At 61.7% G+C, this 21,163-nt stretch carries 15 protein-coding genes, 1 tRNA gene and 1 pseudogene; 8 read left to right on the plus strand and 9 right to left on the minus strand.

The features are described 5' to 3' along the window. Positions 1-2 precede the first annotated feature (2 nt). From G522_RS0110415 to G522_RS0110425, 3 genes are all read right to left on the minus strand, one after another. Positions 3-830 carry a shikimate 5-dehydrogenase gene (locus G522_RS0110415; RefSeq protein ID WP_026790981.1) on the minus strand — a complete coding sequence of 276 codons (828 nt, stop codon included), beginning with the start codon at positions 828-830 and terminating at the stop codon, positions 3-5. A 174-nt stretch (positions 831-1,004) separates the two neighbouring features. After that, positions 1,005-2,414: a type I glutamate--ammonia ligase gene (gene glnA / locus G522_RS0110420; RefSeq protein ID WP_026790982.1), complete on the minus strand. Its 1,410-nt coding sequence runs from the start codon at positions 2,412-2,414 to the stop codon at positions 1,005-1,007. Between the two features lie 120 nt (positions 2,415-2,534). Next, entirely contained in the window at positions 2,535-2,873 is a 339-nt protein-coding gene (locus G522_RS0110425) for a P-II family nitrogen regulator (RefSeq protein WP_026790983.1), read from the minus strand. A 381-nt stretch (positions 2,874-3,254) separates the two neighbouring features. On the opposite strand from G522_RS0110425, the gene G522_RS26440 reads away from it, so the two are divergent. The 4 genes from G522_RS26440 (at position 3,255) to G522_RS0110445 (ending at position 6,490) form a co-directional block, all read left to right on the plus strand. Continuing rightward, a complete protein-coding gene (locus G522_RS26440) occupies positions 3,255-4,808 on the plus strand; it encodes an NAD(P)H-hydrate dehydratase (protein ID WP_084633119.1) in 1,554 nt (517 codons plus the stop codon). A 244-nt stretch (positions 4,809-5,052) separates the two neighbouring features. After that, a tRNA-Met gene (locus G522_RS0110435) sits at positions 5,053-5,129 on the plus strand. A 267-nt stretch (positions 5,130-5,396) separates the two neighbouring features. Further along, positions 5,397-5,603: a hypothetical protein gene (locus tag G522_RS0110440; protein ID WP_026790984.1), complete on the plus strand. Its 207-nt coding sequence runs from the start codon at positions 5,397-5,399 to the stop codon at positions 5,601-5,603. A gap of 317 nt (positions 5,604-5,920) precedes the next feature. Continuing rightward, a complete protein-coding gene (locus G522_RS0110445) occupies positions 5,921-6,490 on the plus strand; it encodes a cytochrome b (protein WP_026790985.1) in 570 nt (189 codons plus the stop codon). Positions 6,491-6,747: 257 nt separating this feature from the next. Here G522_RS0110445 and G522_RS29525 read toward each other — a convergent pair. The 6 genes and pseudogenes from G522_RS29525 to G522_RS0110470 form a co-directional block, all read right to left on the minus strand. After that, a pseudogene (locus tag G522_RS29525) lies at positions 6,748-7,058 on the minus strand (DDE-type integrase/transposase/recombinase); the annotation flags it as partial. Positions 7,059-7,264: 206 nt separating this feature from the next. Next, complete coding sequence (locus G522_RS0110450) at positions 7,265-8,833, minus strand: efflux transporter outer membrane subunit (protein WP_425414053.1); 1,569 nt, start codon at positions 8,831-8,833, stop codon at positions 7,265-7,267. Then, positions 8,823-11,960 (minus strand): efflux RND transporter permease subunit, encoded by a 3,138-nt coding sequence (locus G522_RS0110455; RefSeq protein ID WP_026790987.1) that lies wholly within the window; start codon positions 11,958-11,960, stop codon positions 8,823-8,825. The genes G522_RS0110450 and G522_RS0110455 overlap by 11 nt, the downstream gene beginning before the upstream one ends. 11 nt (positions 11,961-11,971) lie before the next feature. Beyond that, positions 11,972-13,156: an efflux RND transporter periplasmic adaptor subunit gene (locus tag G522_RS0110460; protein ID WP_036838853.1), complete on the minus strand. Its 1,185-nt coding sequence runs from the start codon at positions 13,154-13,156 to the stop codon at positions 11,972-11,974. 391 nt (positions 13,157-13,547) lie between these two features. Continuing rightward, positions 13,548-13,937: a hypothetical protein gene (locus tag G522_RS30025; protein ID WP_156886906.1), complete on the minus strand. Its 390-nt coding sequence runs from the start codon at positions 13,935-13,937 to the stop codon at positions 13,548-13,550. 3 nt (positions 13,938-13,940) lie between these two features. After that, entirely contained in the window at positions 13,941-15,392 is a 1,452-nt protein-coding gene (locus G522_RS0110470) for a hypothetical protein (protein WP_026790989.1), read from the minus strand. Positions 15,393-15,829: 437 nt separating this feature from the next. On the opposite strand from G522_RS0110470, the gene G522_RS0110475 reads away from it, so the two are divergent. The 4 genes from G522_RS0110475 to G522_RS0110490 all read left to right on the plus strand — a co-directional run bounded on the left by G522_RS0110475 (position 15,830) and on the right by G522_RS0110490 (position 21,157). After that, positions 15,830-17,014 carry an efflux RND transporter periplasmic adaptor subunit gene (locus tag G522_RS0110475; RefSeq protein ID WP_036838855.1) on the plus strand — a complete coding sequence of 395 codons (1,185 nt, stop codon included), beginning with the start codon at positions 15,830-15,832 and terminating at the stop codon, positions 17,012-17,014. After that, entirely contained in the window at positions 17,011-18,960 is a 1,950-nt protein-coding gene (locus G522_RS0110480; RefSeq protein WP_026790991.1) for a MacB family efflux pump subunit, read from the plus strand. The genes G522_RS0110475 and G522_RS0110480 overlap by 4 nt, the downstream gene beginning before the upstream one ends. 438 nt (positions 18,961-19,398) lie before the next feature. Beyond that, a complete protein-coding gene (locus tag G522_RS0110485) occupies positions 19,399-20,097 on the plus strand; it encodes a response regulator (protein ID WP_026790992.1) in 699 nt (232 codons plus the stop codon). Next, positions 20,087-21,157 carry an ATP-binding protein gene (locus G522_RS0110490; protein ID WP_036838858.1) on the plus strand — a complete coding sequence of 357 codons (1,071 nt, stop codon included), beginning with the start codon at positions 20,087-20,089 and terminating at the stop codon, positions 21,155-21,157. The genes G522_RS0110485 and G522_RS0110490 overlap by 11 nt, the downstream gene beginning before the upstream one ends. The last annotated feature ends 6 nt before the right edge of the window (positions 21,158-21,163 follow it).

The raw sequence follows: 21,163 nt of genomic DNA on the forward strand, positions 1-21,163 counted from the left end.
ACTTAGCCGCTCCTGGCGAAGACGGCTGCCTCCTTCACCTTCTCCTCGCTGGGGTGGACGCCGGTGTAGAGCACGAACTGCTCCAATGCCTGCAGCACGGCGACATCTGCGCCGGAGATCCGCTTGCGGCCGGCCTTTTCCGCCGCCCGCATCAGCGGGGTTTCGATGGGCAACGCCACCACGTCGAACACCGTCTCCGCCGCTTCGATTGCCTCTGGCGGAAAAGCGAGGGTTTCGGCCTCGGTGCCGCCAGCCATGCCGATAGGCGTGGCGTTGATGATCAGCGGCGCCGTCAGTCCTTCCGCCGTCCCGGCCCAATCAAAGCCATAGATCTCGGCGAGCGCTTGCCCGGTCGCGGCATTGCGGGCAATGACGATGCCGGAGCGGTGGCCGCGGTTGCGCAAGGCGGCCGCCACCGCCTTGGCCATGCCGCCGGAGCCGGCCAGCAGGAAGGGGGTCGAAGGCGCGATCTCAGCGTGATCGAGCAGGTCGAGCACGGCGCTATAGTCGGTGTTGTAGCCGGTTAGCCAGCCCTCGTCGTTGACGATGGTATTGACGCTGTCGATGGCCGCTGCCGATCCCTCGATATGGTCGAGAAGCGGGATAACAGCCTCCTTGAACGGCATGGAGATGGCGCAGCCGCGGATGCCGAGCGCCCGAATGCCACCGATCGCCGCCGGCAGATCCTTGGTGGTGAAGGCCTTGTAGATGTAATCGAGGCCGGTGAGCTCGTAGAGCCGGTTGTGAAAGCGCGAGCCGAACTTTCCGGGGCGGCCGGCCAGGGACATGCAGAGTTTTGTCGACGGACCGATGGCTGGCTTATCGGGCATGTTCCGGCCTCCTTATGTAAAACCAAGCGATGATAGGCGCTCGGCGACCTGCCGGAAAGCGGTCGGCGGCCGGCTATCCCCCGCGCCGCAATGAAAAAGCCGCCCGGCCTTGCGGCGGGGCGGCTCATTCGAACCGGACGCCTTCAAGGCGCCCGGCCAATCCAAGGACGTGCCTCAGACCGAGTAGTACATATCGAACTCGATCGGATGCGGGGTCATCTCGTAGCGCATGTTCTCTTCCATCTTCAGATCGATCCAGCTGTCGATGAAATCGTCATCCATGACGCCACCGGCCTTCAGGAAGTCGCGGTCGGCGTCGAGCGAGGCCAGGGCTTCGCGCAGCGAGCCGCAGACGGTCGGGATCGACTTGAGCTCTTCCGGCGGCAGGTCGTAGAGGTTCTTGTCCATGGCATCGCCCGGATGGATCTTGTTCTTGATACCATCGAGGCCGGCCATGAGCAGCGCGACGAAGCAGAGGTAGGGGTTGGCGGCCGGATCCGGGAAACGGGTCTCGACGCGCTTGGCCTTGGGGTTTGTCGTGTAGGGGATGCGGCAGGAAGCCGAACGGTTACGAGCCGAGTAGGCGAGCAGAACCGGCGCCTCGTAGCCCGGAACCAGACGCTTGTAGCTGTTGGTGGACGGGTTGGAGAAGGCGTTGATCGCCTTGGCGTGCTTCAGGATACCGCCGATGTAGTAGAGGCAGGTCTCGCTGAGGTCGTTGTACTGGTTGCCGGCGAACACCGGCTTGCCGTCCTTCCAGATCGACTGGTGGACGTGCATGCCCGAGCCGTTGTCGCCGAACACCGGCTTCGGCATGAAGGTGGCCGTCTTGCCGTAGGCATGGGCAACCTGATGGATCGCATACTTGTAGATCTGCAGGTGGTCGGCCATGCGAGTCAGCGTCGAGAACTTCATGCCAAGCTCATGCTGGGCGGAAGCGACCTCGTGGTGGTGCTTCTCAACGACGACGCCCATCTCGGCCATGGCCGACAGCATCTCGGAGCGCATGTCCTGCAGGCTGTCGATCGGCGGAACCGGGAAATAGCCGCCCTTGGTGCGGACGCGATGGCCGAGGTTGCCCGACTCGTATTCCGTGTCGCCGTTGGTCGGCAGCTCGACCATGTCGAGCTTGAAGCCCGTGTTGTAAGGCGTTGCCGAGAAGCGGACGTCGTCGAACACGAAGAACTCGGCTTCCGGACCGAAGAAGACGGTGTCGCCGATGCCGAGCGAGGCAACGTAGGCCTCAGCCTTCTTGGCGATCGAGCGCGGGTCGCGGCTGTAGGACTGGCCGGAGACCGGGTCGACGATATCGCAAACGATGACCAGCGTGGTCTGGGCGAAGAACGGATCGATGAAGGCCGTTTCCGGATCGAGGATCAGCGTCATGTCGGATTCGTTGATCGCCTTCCAGCCGGCGATCGACGAACCATCGAAGGCGGTGCCGTTCTCGAGCATATCCTCGTCGACGAGGCCGATGTCGAACGTCACGTGCTGCCACTTGCCGCGCGGGTCGGTAAAGCGCAGGTCAACGTACTTGACGTCGTTGTCCTTAATCATTTTCAGAACGTCAGCACCAGTGGTCATTTGCCCTTCCTTTCGGGTTTTCTGGTCTTGTCGGAGGGCTGAGTGGCTGGAAAATGGCCGATCTCAACTCTCCAATTCCTGGATTGTCCTTGCCACGCCCACCTTCCGATGGGCTTGGCATCAGATTGCGTCATTGCCGGACTCGCCGGTACGGATGCGAATGGCATCCTCCACCGGCGATACGAAGATCTTGCCGTCGCCGATACGACCGGTCTGGGCTGCGTTGCGGATCGCGTCGACAGCCTTGGCGACCATGTCGTCGGTCATGACAACCTCGATCTTCACCTTCGGCAGAAAGTCGACGACATATTCGGCGCCCCGATAAAGCTCGGTATGGCCCTTCTGCCGACCGAAGCCCTTGGCCTCGGTCACGGTGATGCCCTGAAGCCCCACTTCCTGCAGCGCTTCCTTCACCTCGTCCAGCTTGAAGGGCTTAATGATAGCCTCTATTTTTTTCATCGACCCCTTGTCTCCGTTGCTCCTGGCGCCCGCGCGAGGCGATTTTCCACCCTGCGCCGACCGAGACGCACGCTCTCAAGCATTCGACGTGCCAGTTGGAGGACGTACCGGATCCTGGCGAAAAATGAGGCGGCCGCCAGACCAGAAGCGGGATGATATCGGGAAATGCCCAATCAGGCGGCCTAAATCTTGTGCAAATGGGCGCCGATTGGGCAGGGCGTCCGGCTGTTAGGTAAATCTTCAGTGGTTTTCGGGGCACTGGTCGGGCAAGCTCGACCAAAGGCCGCTACGATATTTGTTGCTTTGCCTACAAGGATGTAGGCCGATTGAAGTCCATCCGTGAGCAACGGCCGGGCCTGAAAGATGGTGAGGGAGACGCCGATGAATGGCGAACTGCTGCTGACCCCAGCCGAAATGGCGCGCGCCGATGCAATGACCATCGCAAGTGGTGTTTCCGGCGAGCGACTGATGGAGAGCGCCGGTTACGCCGTCGCTGATGTTATCTGTGCTCGCTTCAGCCAGGGGGCACGCGCCACGGTGCTCTGCGGCATGGGCAACAATGGCGGCGACGGCTTCGTCATCGCTCGGGTTCTGAAGCAGCGTGGCTTCATCGTGCGCGTGGCGCTTGCCTTGCCCGAGGGAATGACGACGCGTGACCTCAAAGGCGATGCCGCCAATGCCGAGAGGGCTTGGCGCGGTGAGACCGTGGCGGCGACGCCCGCTCTTTTTGATGGCGCGATGCTTATCGTCGACGCGCTCTATGGTGCCGGCCTCAGTCGCGACGTGTCCGGCCGGGACGCCGAGCTGATCGCCGCCGTCAGTGCTGCCCGAGCCGGCGGGGCACGCGTCTATGCCGTCGATCTGCCAAGCGGCATCGATGGGCGGACCGGCGAGGTGCGGGGTGCGGCCATCATGGCCGATGAGACCGTCACCTTCTTCCGCCGCAAGCCGGGGCATCTGCTCCTGCCCGGTCGCACGCATTGCGGCCAGTTGCGCCTCGCCCAGATCGGCATCGGTGCCACCGTGCTGGTGGAGATTGCTCCGAGGGCCGCCGCCAACGGACCGGCGCTTTGGGCCGAATACTGGCCGCATGCTGCTGTCGACAGCCATAAATACAGCCGCGGTGCGACACTGGTCGCGTCGGGGCCGGTCATGTCCTGTGGTGCTGCCCGTCTCGCTGCCGAGGCGGCGCTCCGAGCCGGGGCTGGCATCGTCACCGTCGCGACGCCTCCGGACGCTGTCGCCGCCGTTGCTGCGTGGCGCGCCGCTTTCGTCGTCAAGCCGGCCGCCGACATGGCGGCACTCGCCGATCTTCTCGCCGAGCCGCGTCTGCGGTCCGCGGTGCTGGGGCCGGGGCTCGGCCTCGGTGAGGAGGTCTGGCCGGCTATCCGCGCCGCATTGGACGGCGAGATGGCTCTGGTGCTGGATGCCGACGCCATCACCCAGGCTTCGCGCCGCCCGGACGAGGCCTTCGCTGCCATCAAGGCGCGCAAGGCTGGTGTGGTGCTCACGCCGCACGAGGGCGAGTTCAAACGTCTTTTCCCGGAGGTTGGCGGCTCGAAACTCGACCGCGCCCGTGCGGCGGCCGCACAATCCGGCGCCGTCGTGTTGCTCAAGGGCCCCGATACGGTGATCGCCCATCCTGACGGTCGCGCCACGATCAACGAGAATGGTACGGCGGCACTCGCCACCGCCGGTTCGGGCGACGTGCTGGCCGGCATCATCGGCGGCCTGCTGGCTGCCGGCTGTCCTGCCTTCGAAGCAGCGGCGCTTGCCGCCTGGATGCACGGTGAGGCCGGACGGATCGCCGGTCCCGGCTCGCTTGCCGACGAGATCGCGTCGGCGCTGCGGGATGTGCTCGCCAAAGGCTGTCCGGAAGCGAACGTGCCATTCGAGGATCGGCAAGAAGACGATACCGTCGTTGCCACGGACTGAAGCAGCGACGCAGCGCCGACGTTGAAGCCGAAGCGGCAACGGAAAGCGGTTGCCGGAGCCCTCTTCATGAACCGCAGTACCAAAGCGCGCTTTCGGAAGAAACGCGGAATTCCGGGGTTTTTTGATCGTCGATTTGAGATTTTTGGACAGGAGCGTCTATTTAGTCGAAAAAATGCCTGAGAGGGGTTTCCCTTTCGCCGACGAGCCGCTATATACCGCCCGTCGCCGCAAACACGGCGCTTGACGCGGGGTGGAGCAGCCCGGTAGCTCGTCAGGCTCATAACCTGAAGGCCGCAGGTTCAAATCCTGCCCCCGCAACCAAAATGAACCCGTTAAGTCAGTGACTTGACGGGTTTTTTGTTGTTCAAAATCTGGGAGCGAAAACGCTTGTGGAAGCGCAAGGGAGTAAAGCACAGCGCGCAATTGGCGGCTCGTACTGTGAAAAATTGGCGAACTGGTCTTGCTCAGAGGCAACGCCTTTTGCGCGCTATTTTAGGCCAGCCAAGCAGAAGTCCCCTACATGGACGATGTGACGGCACGGCATTCCTAATGGATCCGCGAGGCCGTCGGCACGGATACCCCTCCCATTTGCGCAATGTCCTGATCGAGTGCGCGTTCGACGGCTTGGTCGATGAGCGCTGGACGGATGACATCCCCGCCGAATGGATACGCAATCTGTCCACCAACTCGCCCGACACCCCGATCTCGCGGCTCGAAGCGATGCGCGAGCGGATGAAGGCGGTCCTGCCGGACGCCGATGTTACCAACTATCACGCAATAATCCCCAGCCTCTAGTAGAGTTTGGCCCATAGTGCATCCATCCAAGTCGAGGAAAGTGATTCGCCATCAAAGCCTGGGATCAAACAGCCTAAAGGACTGACGTTCGATCGAAATACTTTACGATCGATGCACCTATACCTTGCTTTCGGCTATGGCTCTGACAGAAGAATCCACAACTTGGTAGCGTTCGACGCATGAGGATTGCAGCGAAGACTGAGAGCGGATGCGATTCACGCGACCTCCACACAACCTGTACAAAACCGCGATACTCGAAAGGTATGTCGAGCGAAAGCCGATGCTGGCAGCAAGCCGGCCGAAACAAGGATTGCTCCATGACTGAAATGTTTCGAAGACGCCACGGTATCAAATATCCGACGTCGATCCGCATCCTGCACTGGCTACGGGCAGTTCTGATCCTGGGGTTGATCGCGTGCGGCTGGTATATGACCGGGCGCGCCGAGGACGACGCGACTGCCGGCATCTTGTATCCTAATCACAAGCAATTCGGGATATTGGTCTGGCTACTCGCGCTGTTGCATCTGGCTGTGCGCCAGCGTTACCATGCTGTGCTGCCGCATGCGCCAGAGGCCCTAAGGCCTTGGGAAAAGTCTCTTTCTTACGCAACCCATCGGCTGATCATCGCTTTGACGCTTCTCACGCCATTGCTGGGCTACGCCATGTCGAGCAGCCTCACTCAAGGCGACGGTGTGCCATTTTTCTTCCTCTCGCATGTGCCGGAGATCTTGCCGAAGAACGATACGGCATTCGCAGTGTTTCAGACGCTGCATAAATACTGTGCTTATCTCTTGCTGGCCTGTGTCGTTTTGCATGTAGCAGGTGCCATGAAGCATCGGCTGCAGGACAAGGGCGGCGAGACCGACGTTCTCCCGCGCATGCTTTAGAATGCGCGGCGATGCCCTCTACAATGCTTCAGGTATGCGCCGCGTGCACAGAGACCGATCTGTCCCGCTTCCGTAAGGATCTCCAGGAAGCCTTCGCAATCGCTGCTATCGAGGAGAAGACGTCGTTCAGATGCTGGAGCGGTCTGCCGAATCGTTGGCTATCCGAAGGCAATCCGGGTCAATAACGTCCTATGGGACAACCGGAAAGTTGCTGAGATCTTTGGGCCCACTGCTCCTTTCCGTTCGTCTCATAGGACGTTGTCTGAGACGATCATCTTCGGCTTGCCGCGCTCGGCGATCAGCCGATCGAACTCGCGAACCACAGGGACACCCGACAATGAGGTGTCTGCCAACAGCGCTAAGCATTCGCGTGTGCAGTCATCGACAACCGTGAGGATGCGGAAGGGCCGTCCATCGGTGCGCTGGTCCGAGACAAAATCGAGGGTCCAGCGTTCGTTGGGGGCGAGCGGTAAAGCATTGACGCCCGTGTGCCGATCGCCCGCTTCCGGCCAACACGCCGCCGCACCGTCAGCTTCTCCTCCCGATAAAGACGGAGCAGCTTCTTGTGTTTGTCGCCTCATGAGCGCGACAGCTGCTCGGCGGACAGAATGATAATTTGACCGGCGCGTTCAATTGAAGTCTCACCTTTTCGATCCCTGTTTCACTCCGGTCGGTAGATGCTCCATCGTCGCTGCCAACCCACGCTTGGATCCTGGGACGTTCCGAAGGAAGAGGCTCCTTTCGTGATGGTGCGGGAATCGGTGATCGGCGTATTCAGGGGTGGTTCACCGCCAGTCGCGGCCCCATGTCGGCATCGATGATCTCGGGCTTTGAAGCATTGATCACCCCGTCCCAGCCCCCGCCGAGCGCTTTGTTGAGGGCGATATAGTTCGTCGCCAGCGTGATGCGGCTTGCGACCAGAGCATCCTCGGCGCTGTAGAGAGATCGTTCCGCGTCCAGCACCCGGAGGAAGTCGATGGAGCCGCCTTGATAGAGCGAGCGCGACAGAGTCGTCGCCTGTCGGTATGCTTCGGCCGATGCCACCAACCGTTGGTAACGGATGCGTTCCTGGGCGGTGGCGACAAGCGCGTTCTCCACCTCTTCGAGCGCCCGAAGCACGGCTGCCTGATATCCCACAAAATTCTGATCACGCTGCGCCTGCGCGACCTCGACCGCGGCCTTCAACTGTCCGCCATTGAAGAGTGGCACGCTCAGGGTCGGGCCGAAGGACCAACCTATGGAGGAACTCTTGGCCAGATCGCCAACCTTGAGCCCGGTTGTTGCGATGTTGCCGGTGAGGCTCACCGTCGGATAGCGTGCCGCCTCGGCCTGACCGATCCTGGCGGACGATTGCGCCAGCAGCCGCTCGGCCTGCCGCACGTCCGGCCGCGATGAAAGGATGTCGGCAGGAATGCCGGCCGGCATGGGCAGTTTCGGTCTCGGGATCGGGCCACCGCGCTTCATGCGCGCGGTCAAGTCGCCCGGCGCGCGTCCGGTCAGCACGCTCAATCGATGCACGGCGGCGGCATAGGCGACTTCAAGACTCGGAATGGCCGCTTCGGTCGAACTAGTTTGCCCGGCTGAGTTGGCGACGTCGACGGCCGAGGCCGCGCCCGCCTCGAAGCGGGTGAGGGTCAGTTGTCCGGTTTCGCGCTGGGCGGCGGCCGTGCGTTGCGCCAATGCGATACGCGCTTGGTAGCCGCGTGCCTGGACGTAGTTGGAGGCGACATCGCCCACGAGCGTGAGCAGTGCCAGCCGAAGCTGCTCGTCGGTTGCCTCCACGCCGTAGCGCGCAGCCTCCGTGCCGCGCTGGTTCTTGCCGAACAGGTCAATCTCCCAACTAGCGTCGAGGCCCGCCTGAAACTGGTCGATCGTCTGGCTGCTGGACGCGTCGCTTCCGCCGGACGCTTTCGAAGTGCTCTTCTGGCGCGTGGCGGAGTCGGTGTTTCTGATTGTCGGGAACAACGTTCCTACCGTTTGACGATAGGTAGCGCGAGCCTCCTTGACGCGGGCTTTCGCGGTCGCGACATCAAGATTGCCTTGAACCGCCTCTTCGATCAGCGAGTTCAGCAGCGGGTCGTTGAAACGGGCCCACCAGCGCGATAGCTGCGGCTTCGCCGATGTCGACGCCTGATCGGCTGCGCCGAACTTTGCCGGAAGTACGAGCGAGGGGGTCATGTAATCCGGACCCACCGCGCAGGCACCAAGCGCCAAGGCCAGCGATAGGGCTCCTATCAACCGTTCGCTTCCCGCTCGGCTCCTGTTTCGGCCGCTTAACATGCCGACTGGCTGCCTTGCGTCACTCATTGCGCAGTCCTTCTGGCAATTTTGGTTAGTGCTCATGTGTCGGCACCGTGTTTTTCTGGGGAGGGATGGCTGAGGCAGGCTCGCGTCGGCTGACCAGCCGCATCACCAAGACGTAGAAGACAGGTACGAAAAACACCGCGAGAACGGTCGCCGAAACCATGCCGCCGAACACGCCGGTGCCGATGGCATGCTGCGTTTCGGAGCTTGCGCCATGCGCAAGCATCAGCGGAACGACGCCGAGCGCGAAGGCGAACGATGTCATCAGGATGGGCCTTAGCCGTAGTCGTGCGGCCTCGATGACGGCGGCATGGATGCTCCGGCCGTCACTGTGAAGGTTCTTGGCGAACTCGACGATAAGGATTGCATTCTTAGCGGACAGACCAATGATGGTGATCAGACCGACCTTGAAGAAGACGTCATTTTCCAGTCCCCGAAGAAGAACCGCCGCAACAGCGCCAAAGATGCCGAGTGGCACGATCAGCATGACGGAGAGCGGAATCGACCAGCTCTCATAGAGCGCGGCCAGAACCAGGAAAACCACCAGCATCGACAGGCCGAGCAGTAACGGGGCCTGCGAGGCGGACTGTCTTTCCTGCAGCGACTGGCCCGTCCATTCAACCATGAAGCCGGATGGGAGCTGTGAGGCTAGCCGTTCCATCTCCGCCATGGCATCGCCGCTGGACACGCCGGGAGCGCCACTTCCGGAAATGCGCGCTGCCGGATAGCCGTTGTACCGCACAAGCTGCAGAGGGCTCGCCTCCCAGATTGGCGTCACAACTTCCGCCAGCGAAACCATGCCACCGGCGTTATTGCGGACGTAGAGCTTCAGCACGTCGTCGACTTGCATGCGGTTCGGCGCATCGGCCTGGACGATCACTTGCTGCAGGCGTCCTGCATTGGGAAAATCATTGACATAGGTCGACCCGATCGCCGCCGTCAGCGTGTCGCTGATTGCGGAGTAGGGCACGCCGAGCGCCTCGGCTTTCTGCCGGTCGATCTTCAGTGTGACGCCGGCGCCACTCGGCAAGCCCTCCGGGTAGACGCCGGTGACGAGCTTGCTTTGCGCGGCTAGCCGGAGAAGCTGATCCTGGGCGGCTTGCAAGGCAGCCTCTCCACGACCGGCACGGTCTTCCAGACGCAGCGAGAAGCCGGACGTGGTGCCGAGTTCCTCGATCGCCGCCGGCTTGAGGCTCATGACAGTGCCTTCGGGCACGGCGGCCATCGCCTCGGTCACCGAGGCGATTTCCTCGTCCACCGTGGTTGTCCGCTGGCTCCAGTCCTTCAGGGTGGTAAATGACATCGCGGCGTTTGGCCCCGAGCCGGAGAAGCCGAAGCCGAGAATGGAGGTGCTGTTCTCTACATCGGGCCTCGACATGACATGCTTGTCGAACATGGCGACGATCGCGCGCGTGCGCTCGGCCGTGGCGTTTGCCGGCAGGGAAAAGGAGGTCAGGAAATTGCCTTGATCTTCCTGCGGAACGAAGGCCGACGGCAATCGCGCATAGCCATAGGCCAACGCGGCGACGATGACGGCATAAAGCGCCATCATCCGGCCGCCGCGCCGTACCAGGGTGGCCACCCAACCGGCGTAACCGTTCGTGACCCGGTCGAAGCCCCGGTTGAACCAGCCAAAGAAGCCCTTCTTGACATGTTGTCCCGGGTCGACTGGCTTCAACAGCGTTGCGCAAAGCGCCGGCGTCAATGTCAATGCCAGGAAGGCCGAAAACAGGATGGATACGGCCATCGATAGCGTGAACTGCCGATAGATCGCGCCGACAGAGCCGCCGGCGAGACCCATCGGAACGAACACCGCTACCAGCACCAGGGTGATGCCGATCACGGCGCCGGTGATCTCGCTCATCGCCTTTCGGGTAGCTTCCTTGGGCGGCAGGCCTTGGCTTGCCATGATGCGCTCGACGTTTTCGACCACGACGATGGCGTCGTCGACGATGATGCCGATCGCCAACACCATGCCGAACATGGTCAGCGCGTTGATCGAGAAGCCGGCAGCCCACATGACGGCGAAGGTGCCGAGCAGGGCGATCGGCGCGACGATCGCCGGGATCAGGGTATAGCGGATCTTCTGCAGGAAGAGCAGCATCACCAGGAAGACCAGTACCATGGCCTCGGCAAGCGTCTGGACCACCTTCTGGATGGAGACTTTGACAAAGGGCGCGGTATCGAAGGGTATGGCATACTCCATTCCCTCAGGCATTGACCGGGAAAGCTCCGCAAGACGGGCGCGCACCGCCGCGGCGGTGCGTACGGCGTTTGCTCCCGGCGTCATTTGGATCGCAGCGCCCGTAGCCGGCTGGCCATTGCTGAGGATCGAGAAACTTAGGGTCTGCGCGCCGAGTTCGATGCGCGCCACGTCGCCGAGAAGAAGTTTCGAGCCGTCGGGTTCGGAGCGCAGCACGATCGCAGCGAATTCCTCAGGCGTCGTCAACTGGCTATAGACCGAGAGCGGGATGCTGACCTTCTGCCCCGGTACGGTCGGCTCGTCGCCGACGCGTCCCGGTGCGATCTGGGCATTCTGACTCGAAATGGCCTGGGTAATCTGCGCCAGCGAGAGCGAATAGGACACGAGCTTGGCCGGGTCGACCCAGATCCGCATTGCCTTATCCGAGCCGAACGCCTGGACACGACCGACGCCCTCGATGCGTTTTAGCTCCTCGGTTATATTGCGGGCCAGATAGTCGCCGAGCGCGAGCGGATCGTATCTGCCGTCTTTTGAATTGAGCGTCACCATCATGAGAAAGCCGGAAGAGGCTGCCTCGACTGTCACGCCGGATCGCCTGACCGTTTCGGGAAGTCGCGGCTCGGCCCCCTTGAGACGATTCTGAACGTCCACCTGCGCCATTTCGGGGTCGGTGCCGGGCTTGAAGGTCGCAGTGATGCTGGCGCTGCCGGATGTGTCGGCGGTCGACTCGAAGTAGAGCAGGTTCTTGACGCTCGACAGCTCTCGCTCGATCACACTGACGACGCTGTCGTTCATCGTCTGCGGCGTCGCGCCGGTATAGGTGGCGTAGATCGAGATGGAAGGTGGCGCGATTGTCGGAAAGCGCGAAATTGGCAACTGCGGGATCGAGATGACACCGAGCAGCACGATGAAGATGGCGATGACCCAGGCGAAAACTGGCCGGTTAATGAAAAACTGAGGCATGGCCTTCTCTCTTAATTCTGCGCCGGAACTACAGCATTCGGGGCTGCGCCCTTTGCCTCGAAGCGAGCGGTCTGGAGGACAGCGTCCTCCTGAACCCGATCCTGGCCTTGCACGACAACCGTCTCGCCCGGCTTGAGACCGGAATTGACAATGGTGCGGCCATCGATGGTCTCACCGAGCTCGACGGGCCGCCGCACACCCTTCTTTTGATCGTCAACGATCACCAACTGCGGACCCCCGGAGGAATTGCGCACGATCGCCTCTTGTGGGACCAGCAACGCGTCGTGTCGGACGCCGCGCGGCAAGCGAGCGCGGACATACATGCCGGGTAAAAGAGCGCGGTTGGAGTTACGGACTTCCACCCTGACGGTGACATTGCCCGTGCCCGGATCGACGCTAATGTCGGAAAACAGCGCACGGCCGGTCATCGGGTAGGGCTTGCCGCTCGCCGCGAACAACGCGACCGGGACCTTTGACGCATCGTCGAGTTGACCCGACTGCTCGGCTTCCCTGATCACATCCATCTGCGAGGCCGGCTGCTTGACGTCAACGTAGACTTGGTCGATCTGCTGGATACGGGCGAGCGTATCTGCCCCGGAGGCGGACACCAGCGCGCCCTCGCTCACAAGCGCCTGACCAATCCGACCGGCGATCGGGGCGCGGATCGTGGCAAATTCGAGATCCAAGCGCCGCCGTTGCAACGTGGCCCGAGCTTCGGCGACATTGGCCTTCGCCTGGGCGAGATCTGCTACCGCCTCGTCATAGGCATCGCGGCTGATGGCCTTGCTCTCGACGAGCTGCTTTGCCCGATCGAACTTCGTCTGTGAGCGGACGAGACCGGCTTCGGCTCTTTGCAGCGCGGCGGTGGCGCTATCGACATCCGCCTTGAACGGTTCGGGGTTGATCTGAAAGAGTTCCTGGCCGGCCTCAACCTCGGAGCCCTGCTCGAACAGCCGTTTCTGAATAATGCCGCCGACCTGTGCCCGAATCTCGGCTGTCCGGAAAGCCGCGACCCGTCCCGGAAGCTCGTCGACGATTGTCACTGTTTCCGGCTTTACCGAAATCACCGTCACCAGCGCCGGAGGAGTCGTCTCTTTCGCGTCGGTGCTACCGGCCTTGTTCTCGGTGCATCCGGCGAGGGCCAGGGCAGCCAATGTACAGGTGACGATCGAGATAAAAGAAGAGATGCGAGCCATCTTCCGGGTCCTGGGCTATCGGCGCGGCATAGGCGCGCTTGTTCTGCGTCCTTTGCTTTGTCTTCGTCTGGAGGCCATTGAGGTTATGTGGAGATTTGTTGGATGCCGACTCTGCTGCCCAATCTTGTCGGTTCGGGATGTCATCCAACGCCGGGAAGAACGCGCGAAAGACGGTCGGCGTACGGCGGGCAAGCTTCGTGGAGGGTGGTTCCGGCGACCGCTTCAGGACCACGTCACGAAGGCGCGATCGACAAGCGCCCCCGTATGAGAAAGCGCCGACTGCTCCATTGGGGCGTTGCCTACCCGGCCAAACCAGATGGGCGTCTGTAGTTTGACAAGAGTGGCCTTTGGACTCTCGTTTCACTGGCCGGTGATGCGCAATGGCGGCCGGTCACCGGGCGCAATGCTCGATTGGCGTGTCCGAGGAATGCACCAGGCACGTCGTCAGAGTGCCCTGCACAGGCCGCGGATTCATCAACACGAGCAGGATCAACGGGCCCAAGAGGAAGCCGACGGCGGCGACGAGACCGAACAAAAGCCTGAATGCCATACGCGTTCGGTTCGCCAGATCGCGTAGAAAGGCATAGCGTGAAAACGCCACGGGTCGTTGAGCAAATCGTTTGTCCATGCCGCCGATCCAAAAAACGCATCCAGTCGAGCCGTAGATCCGAGCACCGCTCGGTCCCATTGAATCGGATCGGCGCTCAAAGCTTCTGTTGGCAGCACCGTCATTTCCGAAGCGGGTCGCGACGAGGCAAACCGCCGAGACGAAACGGTGCAAGCGTTACCTGCCATCCTTGCGGCGCAAATTCGGATCGTTCCCATCACTCTGATCCGAAGTGCCGACCCCGGCATTCTCAGGGTTGCCGGCCCAGCCATCGGGTACAATTTCTTCTTGCGTGGGCGGCGCTTGCTCGACCGACGGCTCACCGAGCTCTTCCGGCGGCGCAACTTTCTCGGGATCAGGCTCCGGCTCGTCAAGCCCATGTGGTTCAGGCAGGGGAGCTACGGGCTCAGCTTCGCCGGCCCGATCTGACACATCCGGCTCGTGGTCCTCAATGCGAATTTCCGTGTCGCCATCGGTCGTGCCTGGCTGCACAGTTTCGGGTATCGGAGCTCCCTTTTCGACAGGATCGCTGTTTGACGGGATGTCGACCGAAGACGATGAGACTTCCGATATCTGCTCGGCCGCAATGGCCGGATTGTCGAACTCGACAACCGGAGCATTGCTGGAAATGTCGGCGGCGCGTGGAGGTAGGTCAGTGAAGTCGGCGGCGGATGTTTCCGCCCGCTCGACCAGCACGTTGATTTCCTGAGTGACGTAGACATCGACCTGCTGGTTGATGCTGTTGTCGACCGTAACGTCGATCGCCTCGGGAACGGCGAAGGAGTTTACGAAGAAATCTTCGGATGCTGCATCGTAGTAACCTTCGTAATACCCATCCCAGTAGCCTTCGTAAAATGCGGATGATCGTATATCCTCGGCCCAGTAGTCATGGAATTGTGGGGAATAGACTTCTGAGACGGCGGCGTATCCCACCATGGTGCCGCTAATGAAAGACAAGGAGAGCAAGGTGCTCTGATAGGTCTCGAAAGTGATCGGTCTGCTGTTGATCCGCTCGACTTCGACATAGACATATTCCACTTCGCGGCGGGCCAGGGGCTCGGCTGTGAACTGCGTACGACGGTGCGCGATTTCGGCCTCCAGACGAGCCACGCGTTGCTTCAGCTCTTGCAACTGCGCCTGCGTCACGGACTTCGATTTGCCGGTAGAAGGCGCCAGGGCATAATGGGCTGAGAAGGCAGCCCAGTTGGCCGAAAGCGCGCGCATGCCCTCCGCGACCGTGGGGTCGAACACCGAGACCATGCGATAGGTGCCCTGCAATCGGCCCACGGCCTGCGACATCTTGCGCATCGAAACTGAGACACGTCGACCATTGCGCTCCGTCAGGGCGCTCTTGAGCTGATTGAGCTCGCGGGCGGCATCCCGCGCACCTTCCAGCATCAAGGCATCGGCCGGGGATCGACGAGACTGCGGCTTCTGCCCATATGCGACGACAATGGTCGCGAGCGACCTGTGCATGCCGCTCAACAATTGTTTGGCATCGGCCTTTCGCGTCGTCGCCTGGGCGACCTCCGGCAGCAGAACGACACTTGGCAAGCTGATGCCGGTGAGCAACAGCGCGGCCAGTGCTGCCGGCCTCAGGACTTCGAGGAGCGGGACTTTCGGTCGCATCGGAAATTATCCTTTTATGGGCGCCGTCGAATCCTTTCCTTTTCTCCCCAAGAATTCGCGCAGGATAGGTGGTGAATCTGTGAAGGCTCCGCCCCTGACCGGACGTGTCGGCCGGTCGAACGGTCCCGCTAGCGCCGGCCAAAACCGTCGGATGCGGCGCGGGCATCGCAGCCATCGCTTCATCAGTGAGGGGCCATTTGCACTGACGCTCCACGTGGCAAAACATGATGGACGGACCATCTCAGCTGCCATAGCCGGCCAGCGTTTCCACCAGACCTGCACATATCCTCCGCCCTCCCTGGGAGGAAATGGCGTCTATTGGCCATCATCAAGCACAGCGGACAATTGTTTCAGCCCCACTGGGCTGACGAGCAAGGTTGATCGGTTTGCTGCTGAGCACTCTTCCGAGCAGACAACCGCGATTGGTGAACTCAACGATGAATCCGTCGAACCGTATTAGTCGAATTTTGGCGCTGGGAGGTGCGATCGCATTGGCACTGGTCGCCATTGCGGCGGCAAGAGGTGTTCTGGAGGACAAGCCACAGGCAGAGATGTTTACTGAGCCGGTCATGCTTGGGTCGGTTGAAGAAACTGTTCTCGCCAACGGCGTGCTCGAGCCTTCCCGGATCATCAGTGTCGGTGCGCAGGTATCGGGCCAGCTGAAAGCGCTCCATGTTGAACTCGGTCAGACCGTCAGAGCGGGCGACCTGATTGCCGAGATCGATTCCACGGTGCAGGGGAATGCTCTTCGCATTGCCGAAGCTGCCCTTGCAAACATCAAGGCACAGCACAAGGCGCGAAGCATTCAGCTGCGTCAGGCGGAAAAAGCCTTCAATAGACAGAGTGCCATGGCCCGGCAGCGGGCGACCTCAGTCGCGGAGCTTGAGACCGCTGAGGCAGCTTTCAGGACGCTCCAAGCAGAGGTCGAGTCGCTGGAGGCGCAGATCGCGCAGGCTGCGGTGGAGGTCGAGAACGCTAAAGCCAATCTCGGCTACACCAAAGTTACCGCGCCGATGGATGGCGTGGTGGTCGCGGTCGTGACCAAGGCCGGGCAGACACTCAACTCCAACCAGGCTGTCCCCACTATCGTCGTGCTGGCGCAGCTCGACGTGATGTGTATGAAAGTTCAAATATCGGAAGCCGATATTGCCCGCGTGAAGCCCGGCCAAACTGTGCGATTTACGGTCATGGGTAATACACAGGCTCCGACTGTCAGCAAACTGGAGCAGATCGAGCCGGCTCCGGCAACGATCGCTACGGAATCCGCGACTGCCACAACCCCGGGGCAGGCGGCACCGGCAGTCTACTTCAACGCACTGTTCACCACTCCCAACGTCGATGGCCGGCTGCGCCCCATGATGACGGCCGTCGTGACAATCGTAGCAGGGCACGCCGAGGAAGTTCCGCTCGCCCCTTGGTCTGCCTTGACCGAACGGGACTCGAGCGGTCGCTACCGTGTACGCGTCCGCACCCCTTCCGGCGAACTCTCCGAGCGCCTGGTCACGATAGGAGTGACCGACCGGATCAAGGCTCAAGTCATTCGCGGTTTGAAGGTCGGCGAGGACGTCGTCATTCCTGCCGACGGCCAAGCATCGGACTCCAGCGCCATGGAGATGATGTGACCGCACTCCTGGAAATCTCAAACGTGTCGCGGCGGTTTAAGGCTGGCGAAGAAACCATAACGGCCCTTGCAGGGATCGATCTGCAGATTGACAGCGGCGAGTTTGTTGCGATCGTTGGCGCGAGCGGCTCAGGCAAGTCGACGCTGATGAATATTCTCGGCTGCCTCGATCAGCCGACGGCCGGCGACTATCGTGTCGGCGGGCGCAGCGTCGCGGGGCTGAACGCAGACGAACTGGCTGCCCTGCGAAGGGAGCATTTCGGGTTCATCTTCCAGCGCTACCATCTGCTGGGAACGCTCAACGCGGCCGACAATGTGGCGATGCCCGCCGTGTATGCCGGCCTTGATGCCGCCTCCCGGCGTGAGCGGGCCAGGGTGCTTTTGAAAAGGCTCGGCCTCGGCGAGCGCATTGATCACCGCCCCAACCAGCTTTCCGGCGGCCAGCAGCAGCGTGTGTCCATCGCCCGGGCGTTGATGAACGGCGGTCGTATCATACTCGCCGATGAGCCGACCGGAGCGCTCGACAGCAAGAGCGGCGAAACCGTCCTTGAAATCCTCAAGGAGCTTCACGCCGACGGTCATACCGTCATCATCGTCACTCACGACATGGAGGTGGCGAGGCACGCTGACCGCATCATCGAAATCCGCGACGGGCTTGTACTGTCCGATCGGCGTAGCGGCGAACCGGCGATCGGTGGCATCAAATCTACCTTCGCGAGCAATAGATCCGTTGGCGTCTTTGGCGGATTTCAACGGCGTTTTGCGGAAGCTTTTCCGATGGCGTTTCGTTCAATGGCAGCGCATCGGGTCCGCACTTTCCTGACCATGCTGGGCATTATCATCGGCATTGCCGCGGTCGTCGCCGTCGTCGGTCTGGGGGAAGGCACGCGCCAAAGAGTGCTCGCCCAAATTAGCGAACTCGGCGCCAGCACGCTCTCCATTTTTCCCGGGCGCGACTGGGGCGACGAACGCGCCGCCAGCATTACCTCGTTGCGTATTTCGGACGCCGAGGCTCTGTTGGCGCAAAGGTATGTCGATAGCGTCACACCGCTGGTATTCACCAGCGCGCGCATACGGTACGGCCGGGTCACCACATCCGCCAACGTTAATGGTGTCGGGGCGGATTATTTCCGAGTCAACGGCCTCAACGTTGTTCAAGGAGCGGTCTTTTCTGCCGAAAGCGTAGCCGAGCGTCGCCAGGAAGCGGTGATCGACGATAGGACGGCGGCGACGCTCTTTCCGGGCGGCGAGACTCCGCTCGGAAAGATCATCATGATCGACCGGGTTCCGGCGGTCGTCGTCGGCACCGTGGCGCGCCGTTCAGCCTTGTCTGGCGACAAGAGCCTTCAGATATTTCTTCCCTATGCGAGTGTCACTGGCAGGTTGCTTGGTCCAGCCGCCAGTCTTGCCGGGCTGACGATCCGCATCGCTGACAAGGTTGATACTGCCTTCGCCGAGCGCGCCGTCGTCGGGCTGATGACCCGCCGTCACGGTACAAAGGACTTTTTTGCCTTCAACAGTGATCAGATGCGTCGAACAATGGAAAAGACCTCGCAAACCATGACGCTGCTCATTTCTTCGGTCGCAGTCATTTCGCTGATTGTTGGCGGCATCGGCGTTATGAACATTATGCTGGTCTCCGTCACCGAGCGGACGCGCGAGATCGGCTTGCGCATGGCAGTCGGCGCGCGCCGCGTCGACATCATGCTTCAGTTCCTGATCGAGGCCGTCACGATATGCATCGCCGGCTCGGTTCTCGGTGTCGGACTGGCGCTCGGCATTGCCGCCGTCTTCGGCGGACCGGGCAGCGAGTTCCAGATGATCATTTCGCTCAAAGCCATCCTCGCCGCTTGCTTGGTCGCCCTTCTGATCGGCCTCATCTTCGGCTTCCTACCGGCGCGCAATGCTTCGCGCCTCGATCCGGTCGATGCGCTTTCTCGAGAGTGACCATTGCGGACGACGTGACTGGCCGGCGATCATTTCAACGCATCATGCCCGCTCGGACAACGTGAATTAGGCTATCCCGCCCGAGCGTTGGGGGCGTTCTCCACGAAAGCTCCACGAAACCTGTGCGGTATGCCTGCGCTTAGCTGCCATTGGCTTCGACGGAAGCTGTTGAAAGAAATCTGCCGTGGCCCGCATCCGTCCTCTTCTCTGTCGCCCTGCTTTGCCTGTTAGTCGCAGCGCCCGCCCTGGGGCACCGAACGGCGGGCAGACAACTCGTGTCGCCGCCCGGCCGCAGGCGCCTATGTGTTTGCAAGGCATGGTTTCGGCCCGCCGTTCCCGCGGTGTTTACTCTGGTGCTCTATATCGTAGTCAGCGGCGTGACCGGTCGCACAATGGCAATCCATGCACGGCAGTCGTCCCAATTCTGAAAGCCAAGTCATGAACAACGAGCTGATCCTGATCATAGAAGACGAACCCGAAATCGTCGAAATCATAGAGACCTATCTTGCCCGTGAAGGATTTCGGGTGATCAGCGCTGGGGATGGCCCGACCGGACTCTCGCATCATCAGCGCCTGCGCCCAGATCTTGTGGTGCTTGATATCAAGCTGCCGGGGCAGGACGGTTACGAAGTGCTGGCCGCCATTCGTCGGCGCGGCGACACCCCAGTCATGATGGTCACCGCACTGGCCGAGGATCTTGATAAGCTGCAAGCCCTGCGCATCGGTGCCGACGATTACGTGGTCAAGCCCTTCAATCCGCTGGAGGTGGTGGCTCGCGCCAAGGCGATTCTTCGCCGCACGACGGGGCATAGTCCGGAACAGGTGCTGCGAGTTGGGCCGCTTGCCGTTGACCCGCAGGCCTACCGCGCAACAGTCGATGCCGGCTCCGGTCCGATGTCGCTGGATCTGACGCCGACCGAATTTCGCATCCTTGCCCATGTGGCTGCCTCGCCTGGCCGAGCCTTCCAACGCACGGAACTTGTCGATGCCTGCCTGCGCGAAGGGGAAGCGTTGGACCGAACCGTGGACAGCCACATCAGCAATCTTCGCCGCAAGTTGGCTGGAGCGGGCGCGGACGGCATGCTGGCTGGGGTGCGCGGTGTGGGTTATCGCCTGGATGTTCCCCATGGCCGGTAATCTCAACTCCCGGATTACCCGCACCATGGTGGTGCTGACGCTGACGGCCTTCACGGTCGTCTACTTCGGGCTGATGGCCTATTTCCTTTTCATCTACGATTGGCTCTATCCTGATGCGAATTATGACGAAACCTGGCGACTTGGCGACACCGTCATGGTCGGGCTTCTGCTGGCCTTTGGTCTGACGACAGCCTCGATCATCGGCTGGAGGTTGGCGCGCCGCATTGTCGCGCCGCTGAAATCGGTCGCCAGCGCAGCGCGTTTGGTGGCAACCGGTGACTTCTCGGCGAGAGCCACGCTGCCGCCGTCCAGCTTCGGGGAGGCTGCCGATCTCGTCGTCGACTTCAACAAGATGGCCGAACGTCTGCAACGCGCCGAGGCGGAACTTGCCTATTCCAACTCCGCCATTGCCCACGAGTTGCGCACGCCCTTGACCATCCTGCGCGGCCGCTTGCAAGGGTTGCTCGACGGGGTGTTCGATCCGAACCCGGAGCTGTACGCGCGACTGATCGCTCATGTCGATGATCTCTCGGCGATCGTCGAGGAATTGCGCACTCTGGCCCTGAGCAATGCCGGACAGCTTGATCTGGTTTGCGCCAACGTGGATCTGGCCGCCGAGGCCGCCGTTGCACTGGACGCTTTCGAAACTGAACTCGCGGGTGCCGGCATTCAGCTCACGCGCTCGCTTCACCCCGCCGCCACCCATGCCGACCGAGCGCGACTACGACAGGCATTCATCGCCCTTCTGGAAAACTGCCGCCGCTATGCGCCGAAAAGTGTCGTTCATGTCGAGACGGGGGTCGCAGGCGACATGGCTTTCTTCCGCTGTATAGATTCCGGGCCAGGCATGCCGGAGGAAAGCGTTGCTCGCGCCTTTGACCGCTTCTGGCGCGCCGATGAATCGCGTGGGCGGAGCCTCGGTGGCTCGGGTCTCGGACTTCCTATCGTGCGGGCCATCGCGCGCGCCCACGGCGGCGAAGCCCTGATCTTGACGCGGAATGCCCCTGGGCTGGCGGTGGAGATCCGGTTGCCGCGTAGCACAGGACCTGCTCCGAACTGAGGAATT

This window comes from Pleomorphomonas oryzae DSM 16300, assembly GCF_000422965.1.
In the GTDB taxonomy this organism is placed as follows: Bacteria; Pseudomonadota; Alphaproteobacteria; order Rhizobiales; family Pleomorphomonadaceae; genus Pleomorphomonas; species Pleomorphomonas oryzae.

Excerpts from the sequence above, each read along its gene's own strand:
- G522_RS0110415 (WP_026790981.1), bottom strand. The coding sequence starts at position 830 with ATGCCCGATAAGCCAGCCATCGGTCCGTCGACAAAACTCTGCATGTCC.
- glnA (WP_026790982.1), bottom strand. The coding sequence starts at position 2,414 with ATGACCACTGGTGCTGACGTTCTGAAAATGATTAAGGACAACGACGTC.
- G522_RS0110425 (WP_026790983.1), bottom strand. The coding sequence starts at position 2,873 with ATGAAAAAAATAGAGGCTATCATTAAGCCCTTCAAGCTGGACGAGGTG.
- G522_RS26440 (WP_084633119.1), top strand. The coding sequence starts at position 3,255 with ATGAATGGCGAACTGCTGCTGACCCCAGCCGAAATGGCGCGCGCCGAT.
- G522_RS0110445 (WP_026790985.1), top strand. The coding sequence starts at position 5,921 with ATGACTGAAATGTTTCGAAGACGCCACGGTATCAAATATCCGACGTCG.
- G522_RS0110450 (WP_425414053.1), bottom strand. The coding sequence starts at position 8,833 with ATGAGCACTAACCAAAATTGCCAGAAGGACTGCGCAATGAGTGACGCA.
- G522_RS0110455 (WP_026790987.1), bottom strand. The coding sequence starts at position 11,960 with ATGCCTCAGTTTTTCATTAACCGGCCAGTTTTCGCCTGGGTCATCGCC.
- G522_RS0110460 (WP_036838853.1), bottom strand. The coding sequence starts at position 13,156 with ATGGCTCGCATCTCTTCTTTTATCTCGATCGTCACCTGTACATTGGCT.
- G522_RS0110470 (WP_026790989.1), bottom strand. The coding sequence starts at position 15,392 with ATGCGACCGAAAGTCCCGCTCCTCGAAGTCCTGAGGCCGGCAGCACTG.
- G522_RS0110475 (WP_036838855.1), top strand. The coding sequence starts at position 15,830 with ATGAATCCGTCGAACCGTATTAGTCGAATTTTGGCGCTGGGAGGTGCG.
- G522_RS0110485 (WP_026790992.1), top strand. The coding sequence starts at position 19,399 with ATGAACAACGAGCTGATCCTGATCATAGAAGACGAACCCGAAATCGTC.
- G522_RS0110490 (WP_036838858.1), top strand. The coding sequence starts at position 20,087 with ATGGCCGGTAATCTCAACTCCCGGATTACCCGCACCATGGTGGTGCTG.